Consider the following 13,036-nt stretch of genomic DNA (forward strand, 5'->3'; position numbering starts at 1 on the left):
GTGTTCCCTTTATCGACTTTTCAGAACTTTTCCGCTCCCCCAGGCATTCACCTGGAAGAGGACTACTGAACGAGGTAGATGGTGATGAACACGCCGATCCAGATGGCATCGACGAAGTGCCAGTAGTAGGAAACTGCCATTGCGGCGGTTGCCTGAGCCGGGGTGAACTTCGACTTGGCCACGCGCAGCAGCACCACGATGAACGCGATGATGCCGGCGGTCACGTGCGCCATGTGGAAGCCGGTGATGATGTACACCACCGAACCGAAGACGGAAGACTGCGGCGTAACGCCGGCCGTGACCATCTCGGTCCACTCGAAGGCCACCAGGCCGAGGAAGATGACGCCCAGCACAATGGTCACGGTGAACCACTTGCGCAGGCCGAACACGTCACCCCTCTCGGCGGCGAACACACCGAACTGGGAGGTGAAGGAGGACGCGATCAGCACGGCGGTGATGATTCCGCCGAACACGATGTTGAGATGATCGGTCTGGGTGCTCCAGTCACCGTTAGCGAGGCCGTTTGCGCGCGACGTGAAGTACATCGCGAACAAACCGGCAAAGAACATGAGCTCTTGGGCGAGGAACGCAATCGTGCCCACGCTGACCATGTTCGGACGGTTCAGCGCTGGGACGCGATTCTGCGGCGTCGCCATATCTTGGTTTGTCATTGCGGTCGTCACGGATGAGATTATCCCCTATTTCGTCCTGATATTCATCTCACTCACCCCCGCAATTTTCCTGTGAACTCGCGCGCAACCAGCACCTTTTCGCACGGCCCGTATTGCGGAAAAACTTTTTTCAATTTCCCGGGAACTTTTCTGCCTCATATCCGACTAGAACGATGCTGGTCATCGCATCGGGTGCACGCCTACTGCCCTACCTCGCAGAATTGGCCGACAATTTTCTGGCCGGCTCTCCCGCCCTCAAAAAGTTCCCCGGTGTGCCTGATCTCACATCTCCCGCGGCTTGCCCGCCCGTGCAAAATGGGGGACAAACTTTCGGATGATCGGACCATTTTCGGCCGTCGAACGCGAAAATTCCCCCGCCGCGACCCATCGCGGCGGGGGAATTTTCGTTTCAGCGTTTAGTGCTTCTCGCGCGGAATACCGTACTGCAGGCTCAGCATGGTGGTGGCCCAGATCAGGAACACCGCACCAAGGGCGAGCAGCCACAGCTGCCAGAAGGCAATGCCCAGGCCGAGCACGCAGATCGCCATCGCCATCGTGAACGGCCAGATGGAGCTCGGAGAGAAGAAGCCGAGCACGCCGGCGCCGTCTTCGATCTCCGCCTCTTCCCAGTCCTCCGGGACGATGTCCATGCGGCGCTCAGTGATGCTGAGGTAGCCACCCAGCATGAAGGAGAAGACGGCGGCAAGTACGAGGCCGACCGAGCCGATCCACTCGATACCGAACAGGTACGCGTCCTCGCCGATCCACGTCGTAGCGAGGATGTAGAACACGGCCATCAAAGCAAGGAAGGTGCCGATGGCGTAGAAAACCTTTGATCCAGTTCCCATGGCTTCGCTCTCTCTTTCTTAAACGTTCGCGTTCGGGTCGACAGTGTTGTTGCCGTCGCGGGTCGCATCGCGCTGGGTGACGAACGGACGGGTGGAGGTTGCGTACGGATCCTCGCCGATGGACTTCAGTGCCTCGGAGTTCGGTGCGTCGGGGTTGTCGCGGCGGAACTGGATGTACTGCTCGAACTTCTCCGGGCTCACGGCGCGGACCTCGAAGTTCATCATCGAGTGGTAGGTGCCGCACATCTCGGCGCAACGGCCGACGAATGCGCCTTCCTTCTCAATGCGCTCGATCTGGAACGCGCGCTGCTGCTGGTTGTTCTCCGGGTGCGCGTAGACGTCGCGCTTGAACAGGAACTCCGGAACCCAGAACGCGTGGTTCACGTCGCCGGAGGCGAGGCGGAACTCGATCGCGGTGTCGGTCGGCAGCACCAGCACCGGCACCTCTTCGGTGGAGCCGATGGTCTCAATCTCGTTGAAGTTGAGGTAGGACTGGTCGCCCATGGAGGTGCCGTGAATCGGGTTCGCGTTGTGCATGTCCTCCGGGTCGTACTTGGTTTCCTCGGCGAGCGCCTGACGCTCGGAGTCCAGACCGTCGTAGTCCTTGCCGTCCTCGGTCAGGTCGCCGGCAACGTTGGCGTAGCCGAACTTCCAGTTCCACTGGTAGCCGGTGACATCCACGGTCACCTTAGGGTCCTTGTCCAGGGCGGTGGTCTTGGTCTGCGCCTGGACGGTGAAGAAGAACAGCACCATCACAATGATGACCGGCAGGATGGTCAGGCCCAGCTCGAGGCCGACGTTGTACTGCAGCTGGCGCGGGAACTCGCCGGCACCCTTCTTGGCGCGAGCCTTACCGTTCCAACGGACGATGGCCATGATGAACAGGCCCCACATGATGATGCCGATAATCCAGGCGGCAAGCCAGGTCCACACCCAGAAGTTGTACATCTGGGTGCCCTCCGGGGTGACCGGGTCCGGCCAGCCCATGTCGAGGATGTTTGCGAGCGCCTCCGGCGCAGCAACGTCACAGCCGGCAAGCCCGAAGCTGCCGAGCAGGAGCGCGCCCGCGACGCCGAGCTTCCTGGCGATACCGCGGTTTACTTCCTTATCCACGTGTGTCTGCCTTCCTGTCCACACTAAAAACACTGAATGCCCATGCTCATGACAGAACATTCTTACGTGGTCAGAATAGTTCATCTCGCCTACCCCGTCGGAATCTCGGAGGGAGGCGCAGCCGCGGGCACCGGGGGAACGTCGATAAGCAAGTGCTTAGCGACGATAACGCTTCGCCAAGCAAACGAACCCGTGAAGAAGTTCATCCATAAGTTGGCCCCCTTATGGGGCACGGCGAAAGTTGGGCGGTTCCGGTTCACGGAATCGTCCCCGAAAACCCTATTGTTGAGGGGACTCCCCGCCGCGTAACAACGGCGCACCTTATATATACGGAGAGGTTTGAGTATGTGTGGCCTTCTTGCCCTGCTTAGCGCGGACGCAAACGCAGCCAAGTTCGTTGATGCTGTCGAGCGCGCCCTACCGTGCATGTACCACCGCGGCCCGGACGCCGCCGGCACCTGGAACGACGACTCTGCGGTGTTCGGGTTTAATCGCCTGGCCATCATCGACATCGAGCACTCCCACCAGCCGCTGCGCTGGGGCCCGGCGGACAACCCGGAGCGTTACGCGCTGACGTTCAACGGCGAGATTTACAACTACATCGAGCTGCGCGAGGAGCTCCAGGCCGCCGGCTACACCTTCAACACCAGCGGCGACGGCGAGCCGATCGTGGTGGGCTACCACCACTGGGGCGCGAACGTGGTCGAGCACCTGCGCGGCATGTTCGCCTTCGTCATCTGGGACACCGAGACGCAGACGATGTTTGCGGCGCGCGACCAGTTCGGCATCAAGCCGCTGTTCTACGCCACCACGGACAAGGGCACGGTCTTCGCCTCCGAGAAGAAGTCCATCCTGGAGATGGCGCCGGAGCTCGGTCTAGGCCTCGACCTTGACCGTCGTGCGATCGAGCACTACGTGGACCTGCAGTACGTGCCCGAGCCGGAAAGCCTGCACAAGGAGATCCGCCGCGTCGAGTCCGGCTGCACCGTCACCTTGAAGCCGGGCGGCAAGGTGCACTCGGACCGCTACTTCAAGCCGCACTTTCAGTCCCAGCCGGTGCCGAAGGGCAAGGAGCAGGACCTCTACGACCGTATCGCGCGTGCGCTGGAGAACTCCGTGGAAAAGCACATGCGTGCCGACGTCACCGTGGGCTCCTTCCTCTCCGGCGGCATCGACTCCACCGCGATTGCCACCCTGGCGAAGCGCCACAACCCGAACCTGCTCACCTTCACCACCGGCTTCGAGCGCGAGGGCTACTCCGAGGTGGACGTGGCCGCCGAGTCCGCCGAGGCGATCGGTGTGGAGCACATTGTGAAAATTGTCTCCCCCGAGGAGTACGCGGACGCGATCCCGAAGATCATGTGGTACCTGGACGACCCGGTGGCGGACCCGTCGCTCGTGCCCCTGTTCTTCGTCGCGCAGGAGGCCCGCAAGCACGTGAAGGTGGTGCTCTCCGGCGAGGGCGCGGACGAGCTGTTCGGCGGCTACACCATCTACAAGGAGCCGCTGTCGCTCGCGCCGTTTGAGAAGCTGCCGGGCGCGCTGAACAAGGGGCTGAACCGGCTCAGCCGCGTGCTACCGGAGGGCATGAAGGGCAAGAGCCTGCTCGAGCGCGGCACCACCCCGATCGAGGACCGCTACTACGGCAACGCCCGCTCCTTCAACTTCGACCAGCTCCAGCGTGTGCTGCCGTGGGCGAAGCGCGAGTGGGACCACCGCGAGGTCACCGCCCCGATCTACGCCGCGTCCACCGAGATGGACCCGGTGGCCCGCATGCAGAACCTGGACCTGTTCACCTGGATGCGCGGCGACATCCTGGTCAAGGCCGACAAGATGAACATGGCCAACTCCCTCGAGCTGCGCGTTCCCTTCTTGGACAAAGAGGTCTTCGAGGTCGCCCAGACCATCCCGTTCGACCAGAAGATCGCCAACGGCACCACCAAGTACGCGCTGCGCAAGGCGATGGAGCAGATCGTGCCGCCGCACGTTTTGCACCGCAAGAAGCTGGGCTTCCCGGTGCCGATGCGCCACTGGCTCGCGGGCGACGAGCTCTACGGCTGGGCGCAGGACACCATCCGCGAGTCCCAGACCGACGACATCTTTGCCAAGGACCAAATCCTGGAGATGCTCAAGGAGCACCGCGACGGTGTTTCCGACCACTCCCGCCGCCTGTGGACGGTGCTGGCGTTCATGGTCTGGCACGGCATCTTTGTCGAGCACCGCATCGACCCGCAGATCGAGCACAAGGACTACCCGGTCCAGCTCTAGCGCAGCCATTTTCCGGCGAATCTGGCTGCCGGCATGACGGCTGCCTGGTTCAATGGTTTGCATGTCAACTGCACGGAAAGTCCTCATCGCAGTAGGCGGCGTCCTCGCCGCGCTCATGCTTGTCGCCGTCGCCGTCGCGTTCGTCTACGGCCCCACCATGACCGCGAAGGTTTCGGGAACCGCGCGATTCTGGGGCACAGACACGCCAAGCCGCTACGCAAAGACAGTGTTGGATCTGTCGGAGGAGGGCATCTACGGCGACTCCGCGGAGTTCCGGGCCGCGCGCGCCGCAGCCGAAGATGCGGTTCAGGGGGCATCTTCGCGTGACGACGTCCGCTCCGCCCTCAATGATGCCGTGAAGGCTGCCGGCGGCAAGCACTCCAAGCTCATCGAGCCTGGTGCCGAGCAGGACAACGCAAGTGAAGCGGACACCCGCTCCCCGTCTGTGAATGTCAGGGACGGCGTGGCCTGGGCGACGGTGCCTGGTGTGAGCCGTCACGACGACGGCCAGCACTACGCCGACACGCTTACCAAGGGGTTGACTGCCGCTCGCGACGGCGGTGCCTGCGGCGCGGTGGTGGACCTCCGCGGAAACGACGGAGGCGACATGGGGCCGATGCTCGCCGGGGTCTCTCCCCTGCTACCGGACGGCACGGCGCTGGAGTTTGTCTCCAACGCATACTCCAGCCCCGTAACGATCGAGGGCAACGGGGTGCGCGGCGGCGGTAGTCCGACGACTACCTCCGGCGGCAAGTGGGACGCGCCGGTCGCAGTGCTTGTCGACGGCGATACCGCTTCCTCCGCCGAAGCGACCATGCTGGCGTTCCGAGGCTTGGACCACGCCAAGAGTTTCGGCACCCCGACAGCCGGCTACGCCTCAGCCAACATGGTCTACGACTTCCCCGATGGCAGCGCACTGATGCTGACCATTGCGAAAGATAAGGCACGCACCGGCGAAGTTTTCTCCGAAGACCCGATCCAGCCCGATGAGCCCGGCGGCGAAGACGCAGCCCTCGCGTGGCTCGCGGCCGAGCACAGCTGCGCATAAGACGCGAAAAAGCTCCGCACTGTGTGACGGTGCGGAGCTTTAGTCGTCGATAAGCACGAAGTGCTTAGTTGAAGCTGTCGCCGCAGGCGCAGGCGGAACCCGCGTTCGGGTTATCGATGGTGAAGCCCTGCTGCTCGATGGTGTCCGCGAAATCGATGGTGGCGCCCATGAGGTACGGCACGCTCATCTTGTCCACGACCAGGCGCACGCCGCCGACCTCGTCGGCCTTGTCGCCGTCCAGGTCACGGTCGTCGAAGTAGAGCTGGTAGCGCAGGCCGGCGCAGCCGCCCGGCTGGACAGCGATACGCAGGGACAGGTCGTTGCGGCCCTCCTGATCAAGCAGGGCCTTCGCCTTCGCAGCGGCGGCCTCGGTGAGGTTCACGCCGGTGGTAGAGGTGGGGGCAGTCATTGCAGTCTCCTTCGTGCCTCGACTCAAGTCTTTCGATGTGGAGTGGCGCCCATGCTACGCGCCACTGGCCATGCACAGTGCAACCGGTAGGCGTGCCGGGTTATTCCACTCCCGCACGCGGGCCTTGTAGCCTAATGAGCGTGAAACTTCCCTGGCAGAAAACCGAGCAGAGCGCAGACGCGGCGCAGGGCTCGACGAAGGTCGAGCTGCCTGAGGCTGAGCAGGCCGAGCAGACGGGGGAAAAGCTCCCTAAGGGCTACACCCCGCCGAAGGGCCGCCCGACGCCGAAGCGCATCGACCAAGAGATCAAGCGCGGCGTGGTGCGCGACCCGAACGCCGCCACCCCGGCGCAGATCCGTCAGCGCGAAAAAGAGCTGAAGAAGACCATGTCCAAGGAGGAGTGGAAGGCGCACAAGAAGCAGGTGCGGGAGGAAAACCGCGCCCGCAACCGCGAGATCCAGGCCCGCATGGACGCCGGCGACGAGCGCTACCTCACCGAGCGCGACCGCGGCGAGGTGCGCGGGTTCGTGCGCGACTGGGTGGATTCCAAGCGCTTCTTCAACAACTACGTCATGCCAGCCGCGCTGGTGCTCTTGCTGATCATGCTGATCGGCACCTGGCTACCGCGCGTGTCCGCCGTGCTGTCGCTGCTGAGCCTGCTGTTCATGCTGACCATCTTCATCGAGGGGTTCATCATCGGCATCCGGGCCAACCGCGCCGTGCGCGAGAAGTTCCCGGAGGCCGACACCGGCTTCGGCCTGGGCATGTACGCCTTCTCCCGCGCCACCCAGCCGCGCAACTGGCGCACCCCGAAGCCGCGCGTGGCCGTGGGCGAGAAGGTTTAGGCCATGCAGTTTCCACCGGTTGACGCCCCGAAGCAGTCCCACGGCCACGCCGTCGCCGACGCCTTGGCTGGCTCTGCTGCGGGGCTGGCGCTGGGCAGGCTGGGTTCTCTGGCGTCCAGGATCGCCTCGGTGCAGGGCACGGATGTCCCCGCCCCGTTTGCCCGTCCGCGGGTTGTGATCGTGGCGGGCAAGCACGGCGTTGCCGCGCGCGGCGTGTCCGCGTGGACGGAAGACGCCGGCGACGTGCAGGCCGAGCAGCTGCGCGCCGGCGGCGGCCCGGCCCACGCCGCGGCGCGACTGGCAGGTGCGACGGTGCGCTTCATCGGCGACTACCTGGACACCCCCACCGGCGCCATCGACGTGGAGCCCGCCACCTCCCCCGAGGTGTTCGACGCTGCCCTCGCCGCCGGCGCCGAGGTGGCGGACAACGAGATCGATTCGGGCGCGGACCTGATCATCCCCGGCGACATCGGGGTGGGCAACACCACCGTCGCCGCGGCAGTCTACGGCGTATTCACCCGCACCGAGCCCGTCAAGGCCATCGGCCGCGGCTCCGGCATCAACGACAAGGTGTGGAAGATCAAGGTCGCCGCGGTGCGCGACGCGATGTTCCGCGTCCGCGGCTTCCGCGAGGACACCGAGCGCGTCTGCGCCGAACTGACCGGCCCGGACTTCGCGTTCCTGGTCGGGCTGATCGCCCAGTCCGCCGCGCGCCGCACCCCGGTGCTCATCGGCGAGGCCTACCCCACCCTCGCCGCCTACGTTGCCGAGCGGCTCGCCCCCGGCACGAAGGACTGGCTCATCGCCGGCCAATCCACCACCGAACCGGCCCATGCCGGCTGCCTCGAGGCACTGGGCCTGACGCCGGTGCTGGCGCTGGAAATGAAAACGGGCCAGGGCGCAGGGGCCCTGGCCGCGCTCGGCCAGCTCAACCTCGCCGCAGAGTTGGCGGGTGAGGTGCTGGCCGAAGGTGCGTCGACAAGCAACTAGCTCTCAATGAGCACGGTGTTCCAGCCGTGGGTGTCCTCCGCGTCGCCGGTCTGGATGCCGCGCAGGCGCTCGCGCATGGCCATGGTGACCTCGCCGGCCTCGTTGTTGTTCACAGTGAACTCGCCCTCGTTGGACTTCACGATGCCGACCGGGGTGATCACGGCCGCGGTGCCGCACGCCATGGTCTCGGTGATCGTGCCGTTTTCGACCCCGGAGCGCCACTCTTCCACCGTGATCTTGCGCTCCTCAGTGGAGTACCCCAGGTCCTCGGCCACTTGGAGCAGGGACTTGCGGGTGATGCCCGGCAGCAGCGAACCCGACAGCGCAGGCGTGATGATCTTCGCTTCCGCGCCCGAGCCCTCGACGAACATGAGGTTCATGCCGCCCATCTCCTCGATGTACTTGCGCTCGATCGCGTCGAGCCAGACCACCTGGTCGCAGCCCTTCTCCGCCGCCTGCTGCTGCGCCAAAAGGGACGCGGCGTAGTTGCCGGCGAACTTCGCATCACCCGTGCCGCCGGGGGCCGCGCGGACATAGTCCTCGGAGATCCAGACGCTCACCGGCTTGATGCCGCCAGAGAAATACGCGCCGGCCGGCGAGGCGATGATGTAGAAGCTGTAGCTCGAGGACGGCTTCACGCCCAGCGTCTTCTCCGTGCCGATCATGAACGGGCGCAGGTACAGCGACGCCTCGCCGCCGGCTTCCGGCACCCAGTCGGAGTCAATGTCCACGATCTGGCGCACCGCCTCCAGGAAGACCTCCTCCGGCAGCTCCGGCATGGCCATGCGCTTGGCGGAGTTGTTCAGGCGCTTCGCGTTCTGCTCCGGGCGGAACGCGGTGATGCTGCCGTCGGTGTGGCGGTAGGCCTTCAGTCCCTCGAAGATGGCCTGGCCGTAGTGGAACACGTTGGACGCCGGATCCAGCGAGATCGGCTCGTTGGCGCGCACCTGCGCGTTGTGCCAGCCTTCGTCCTCGGTCCAATCGATGGAGACCATGTGGTCCGTGAACTGCTGGCCAAACGCCGGGTCTTCGAGGATCTTCGCGCGCTCCGCGTCGGGGGTGGGGTTTGCGGTGGGGGTAATTGTGAATTCGATCTCAGCCATACGGACCAGGGTACTCCCCTCATTCAGTACGCTCACAGGGTGTAATTGCCCGCACAACGAAAGGACATCCATGGCCTTCGACATCAGCCTCCCCGCCCGCGGCACCACGGTGCGCACAACGCTCGGCACCACTGCCCCGGAAGGTGCGGCGCTGCTCGTCCCCGTCGCGAACGGCGAGGACGGCATCGAGGTCCCGGTCACCGCACTCGCCCCGAAGGGTTTGCTGGAGGCGCTGGTTGCGGTCGGTGCCAAGGGCACCGAGGGCGAGGTGACGCGTCTGCTTATCGACGGCTCCCTGGTCACCGCATTCGGCCTCGGCGACGCCGCCGAGATCGATGACGAAGCCGTCCGCCGCGGCGTCGGCGCGGCCGCGCGCGCGTTGAACGACGTGGAGCGCGCCGCCATCTCCGCCGAGTTCGGCGTCGCCCCCGTGGTGGAGGGCCTGCTTTTGGGCGGCTACACCTACACCGGCCTGAAGTCCCAGGCAGAGGTGCTAGACGACGAGAACACCGACGCCGAAACGCCGCAGACCACCGAGGTCACCGTCGTCGGCGCCGACGAGGCCGAGTACAACGCCGCCGTGATTGTCGCCGAGTCCGTGAACCTGGCGCGCGACCTGGTCAACACCCCGGCGAACTACCTCTACCCCGAGTCCTACGCGTCCGTGATGGGCGAGGTCGCCTCCACGGCTGGCCTGGACATCGAGGTGCTCGACGAGTCTGCGCTGGAGAGCCAGGGCTTCGGCGGCATCCTCGCCGTGGGCCGCGGCTCGTCGCGCCCGCCGCGCCTGGTGCACCTGACCTGGGCGCCCTCCGGGGCATCGAAGAAGGTCGCGCTGGTGGGCAAGGGCATCACCTTCGACACCGGCGGCATTTCGCTGAAGCCCGGCTCCGGCATGGAGGACATGATCTCGGACATGGGCGGCTCCGCAGCCCAGCTCGCCGTCATCGCCGCGGCGGCGCGCCTTGAGCTGCCGGTGCGCGTCGACGCCTGGCTGCCCTTGGCGGAGAACATGCCGTCCGGCACCGCCACCCGCCCGGGCGATGTAATCACCCATTATGGCGGCATCACCAGCGAGGTCATCAACACCGACGCCGAGGGACGCCTCGTACTTGCCGACGCCATCGCCCGCGCCTGCGAGGACGCCCCCGCCTACCTCATCGAAACGGCCACGCTCACCGGCGCGCAGTTAGTGGCGCTGGGCAACCGCACCGCAGGCGTGATGGGCTCCGATAAGTTGCGCGACCTCATCGCCGAGACCGGCCGCGGCGTGGGCGAGCAGGCCTGGGCCATGCCGCTTCTGGAAGAGCAGGAGGACGAGCTGAAGTCCCCCATCGCCGACATCCGCAACACCCACAACGCGCGCACCGGCGGCATGCTGTTTGCGGGCCTGTATCTGTCCCGCTTCGTGCCGGAGGACGTCGAGTGGGCGCACGTCGACGTCGCCGGGCCCGCCTGGAACGGCGGCACCCCCTACGGCTACACCCCGAAGCGTGCCACTGGCGCGCCTGTGCGGACGATTGTGGAGACGTTGTCGCGCCTCGTCGATAAGCAATAGCATTTTGTACGGATCAACAACGCCCCCGGCGTTCGCAAGATCTGACAACCGCCCGACATTTCCGCAGGTCGCCACGGGCCGATTTCGGCAGAATGTCAACTTTTACGAGGTTGTCCGCAATGCGGAGCCCGCAAGCGGCGTCTTTTGTACGAATCGACAAAACGCGCTTTGTGTCAAGTGGTTGTGAACAGTTTCTGGTTCAGGCGACGGTAAGTGTGGGTGATTGTGGGCGGGTTTTGGTGGTTGTGCGGATGATGGTGACCTCTTTGGGTAGTCCGGTCGGTGTTTTGGGCATTGCGGTGATGAGTCCGGCTTCGAGTGCGGCACGTGCTGCGTTGATGCGGTTGGTTTCGTATTGCTTCCAGGTACCGTCGAGCACGCTTTGCGGGGTGTAGCCGTTGATGCCGCTGTGGGGCCGGTTGTTGTAGTGCCTGGTAAAGCGGGCTACCCATTGGGTGGCGGCGTCGATGTCGGCGAAGGCTTTCGGGTAGTACGCAAATCCCTTCATGGTGTGGAACAGTGACTCCATCTGGGGGTTGTCGTTGCTTGTTGCCGGCCGGCTAAACGATGCGTCAACGTCGTGTTTGGCGAACACTCGCTTTAAGGCGTTGCTTCGCATAGCTGCCCCGTTGTCGGAGTGCACGGTTTGCACTGTGGGGTAGCGCGTCAAGATGTCGTCGAAGAGTTTGGATACACCGCGTGCGTCTTCGCGGTGGGTGACCAACGTGCCGATCACGGCGCGTGAGTACAGGTCGATGATGGTGTGGCAGGCGTAGTTTTCGTTGACGAACGGGCCAGGCAGGAATGTGATGTCCCAGCACAGCACTTGTGCTGGTGCAGTAGCGACGACATGTGGTGGCTGGTTGTTGCCGCGTTTCGACCTGCGTTTGGTGCGAGTGCAGTTACGGTGCTTCAACAGTCTGTTGTGCTTGCGGGCGATGCGGTAGAAGCTGCTCAAACTGGCGACGTAAACGCCGTGGTTATAGGCGTTGTAGAACACATCGTCCACGCTCGATTGCGGGTTGGCGTCCAGCTGGGCGAGGATCTTATCGACGTGTTCCTGTGTGAGCCGGGCGATGTTGCGTTCGTGGTGGGCAATCGGGTTGGCGGTTTTCGGCCGCGGGTTGGATTCGTAGTAGATCCGGCTGCGGCTGACTCCCAGCAACACACACGCCCGGGAAGTGGAGTGGCCTAATCCGACAAGGGCGTCGATGAGTCGTTGTTCTTCTTGTCGACCAGCTTCATAGCGTCGCGTTTCGTCTTCGGATAGGCGTTTTCCTCCGCGTCGTAGTCCACGCCAGGAAGATCGGGCATGGACGCTAAAGCTTTTCCCAACACATCACTGGTTTTGACCCATTTATCCAGTTCTTGTTCTTGCCGGGTGCGTTTGCGGTTGGCTTTGGCGAGTTCTTTTTTCAACCGTTCGTTTTCCCGAATCATCGCCTCAACCTGGCGACGTGACTGCGTGAGGTCATCTGAGGTGCGTTTTCCCACTGTTCCTGCCTTTCGTTTATGCGTGTAATGCGCGATCGACCCGTCTGCGACCATGGTGGCCCACCGCAGCACTGTCCGGTGGCACAGATCATGCCTGGCGATAAACGCCTCCTTTTCACCGTAAGGAAGCGAAAGGTAGCGCTGCACCAGCGACGTCACCGCCGCGGCGTCGAGCACCGCTGGCAGTTCCTCGTCGCCGACCGACGCTGCCTTTTGCTGCGCGCAGGTCAAAAGCCCAAGCTGTTGGCCCCACCGAAAGATCTTGGCTCCATACAGCCCATGGCGATCAAGCCAGATACCTTTCGCCCCATACGGCAACTGGCGATAGATCGTGACCATCTGTCGCTTCTGAGCGGCAGTAAAATCCAACCCCCGCGAATACGGCTGGCACGCTGTAAACACAACCGCGCCAGCCTGCGGCATAACCAGGTCATCCTCGTCGAGGACCTCGCCAGGAGACAGCACCGTCACCGCAAGGGACAACACATCATCAGCGCGAAGCCTCCGCCTGGGCAGGCGACCGCTTCGAACCTGTTGACCACCGACCGAAGCTGCCTCGGACAGCACGTCCGGCTCCGGGATCAACACTGGAACATCGAGCAAAGTCATGAACAAAACCTCCTACGGATCGTTGTTCACAACCAGCCTGACAGAGAGGGACGCCCCGGTTCCTCATCCCCCCACCTGGG

12 protein-coding genes are annotated in these 13,036 nt (G+C 64.1%); 5 read left to right on the forward strand and 7 right to left on the reverse strand.

Features of this window, described 5'->3' with window-relative positions:
- Positions 1-62: 62 nt before the first annotated feature.
- From ctaE to ctaC, 3 genes are all read right to left on the reverse strand, one after another.
- Positions 63-683, reverse strand: a complete 621-nt coding sequence (ctaE, locus tag H0193_RS04555) for an aa3-type cytochrome oxidase subunit III (RefSeq protein WP_181888759.1) — start codon at positions 681-683, stop codon at positions 63-65.
- Positions 684-1,087: 404 nt separating this feature from the next.
- Entirely contained in the window at positions 1,088-1,519 is a 432-nt protein-coding gene (gene ctaF / locus H0193_RS04560; protein WP_181888760.1) for an aa3-type cytochrome oxidase subunit IV, read from the reverse strand.
- 18 nt (positions 1,520-1,537) lie between these two features.
- A complete protein-coding gene (ctaC, locus tag H0193_RS04565) occupies positions 1,538-2,632 on the reverse strand; it encodes an aa3-type cytochrome oxidase subunit II (protein ID WP_181888761.1) in 1,095 nt (364 codons plus the stop codon).
- A gap of 345 nt (positions 2,633-2,977) precedes the next feature.
- Here ctaC and asnB point away from each other — a divergent pair, with 345 nt between their 5' ends.
- Together asnB and H0193_RS04575 are read left to right on the forward strand one after the other, a co-directional pair.
- Positions 2,978-4,900 carry an asparagine synthase (glutamine-hydrolyzing) gene (gene asnB, locus H0193_RS04570; RefSeq protein WP_181888762.1) on the forward strand — a complete coding sequence of 641 codons (1,923 nt, stop codon included), beginning with the start codon at positions 2,978-2,980 and terminating at the stop codon, positions 4,898-4,900.
- A gap of 61 nt (positions 4,901-4,961) precedes the next feature.
- Positions 4,962-5,948: a S41 family peptidase gene (locus H0193_RS04575; RefSeq protein WP_181888763.1), complete on the forward strand. Its 987-nt coding sequence runs from the start codon at positions 4,962-4,964 to the stop codon at positions 5,946-5,948.
- Positions 5,949-6,012: 64 nt separating this feature from the next.
- Here the strand turns inward: H0193_RS04575 and H0193_RS04580 are convergent, their stop codons facing one another.
- Complete coding sequence (locus H0193_RS04580; protein WP_034998489.1) at positions 6,013-6,357, reverse strand: HesB/IscA family protein; 345 nt, start codon at positions 6,355-6,357, stop codon at positions 6,013-6,015.
- Positions 6,358-6,497: 140 nt separating this feature from the next.
- Between H0193_RS04580 and H0193_RS04585 the strand changes: the two genes are divergently transcribed.
- Positions 6,498-7,202: a DUF3043 domain-containing protein gene (locus H0193_RS04585; protein ID WP_181888764.1), complete on the forward strand. Its 705-nt coding sequence runs from the start codon at positions 6,498-6,500 to the stop codon at positions 7,200-7,202.
- Between the two features lie 3 nt (positions 7,203-7,205).
- Complete coding sequence (locus H0193_RS04590; RefSeq protein WP_181888765.1) at positions 7,206-8,192, forward strand: nicotinate-nucleotide--dimethylbenzimidazole phosphoribosyltransferase; 987 nt, start codon at positions 7,206-7,208, stop codon at positions 8,190-8,192.
- Here the strand turns inward: H0193_RS04590 and H0193_RS04595 are convergent.
- Positions 8,189-9,295, reverse strand: a complete 1,107-nt coding sequence (locus H0193_RS04595; protein WP_181888766.1) for a branched-chain amino acid aminotransferase — start codon at positions 9,293-9,295, stop codon at positions 8,189-8,191. The two genes, H0193_RS04590 and H0193_RS04595, sit on opposite strands and share 4 nt — an antisense overlap.
- Before the next feature lie 70 nt (positions 9,296-9,365).
- Here H0193_RS04595 and H0193_RS04600 point away from each other — a divergent pair, with 70 nt between their 5' ends.
- A complete protein-coding gene (locus H0193_RS04600; protein WP_181888767.1) occupies positions 9,366-10,853 on the forward strand; it encodes a leucyl aminopeptidase in 1,488 nt (495 codons plus the stop codon).
- 199 nt (positions 10,854-11,052) lie between these two features.
- On the opposite strand, the gene H0193_RS04605 is transcribed toward H0193_RS04600, so the two are convergent.
- Complete coding sequence (locus tag H0193_RS04605; protein WP_181889614.1) at positions 11,053-12,066, reverse strand: DDE-type integrase/transposase/recombinase; 1,014 nt, start codon at positions 12,064-12,066, stop codon at positions 11,053-11,055.
- On the reverse strand, positions 12,045-12,956 hold the full coding sequence (locus H0193_RS04610; RefSeq protein WP_181888768.1) for a hypothetical protein: 912 nt from the start codon (positions 12,954-12,956) through the stop codon (positions 12,045-12,047). Before H0193_RS04610 ends, H0193_RS04605 begins: the two co-directional genes overlap by 22 nt.
- Between the last annotated feature and the right edge of the window lie 80 nt (positions 12,957-13,036).

Origin of the sequence: Corynebacterium haematomassiliense, from assembly GCF_013978595.1 — a bacterium.
GTDB lineage: Bacteria > Actinomycetota > Actinomycetes > Mycobacteriales > Mycobacteriaceae > Corynebacterium > Corynebacterium lehmanniae.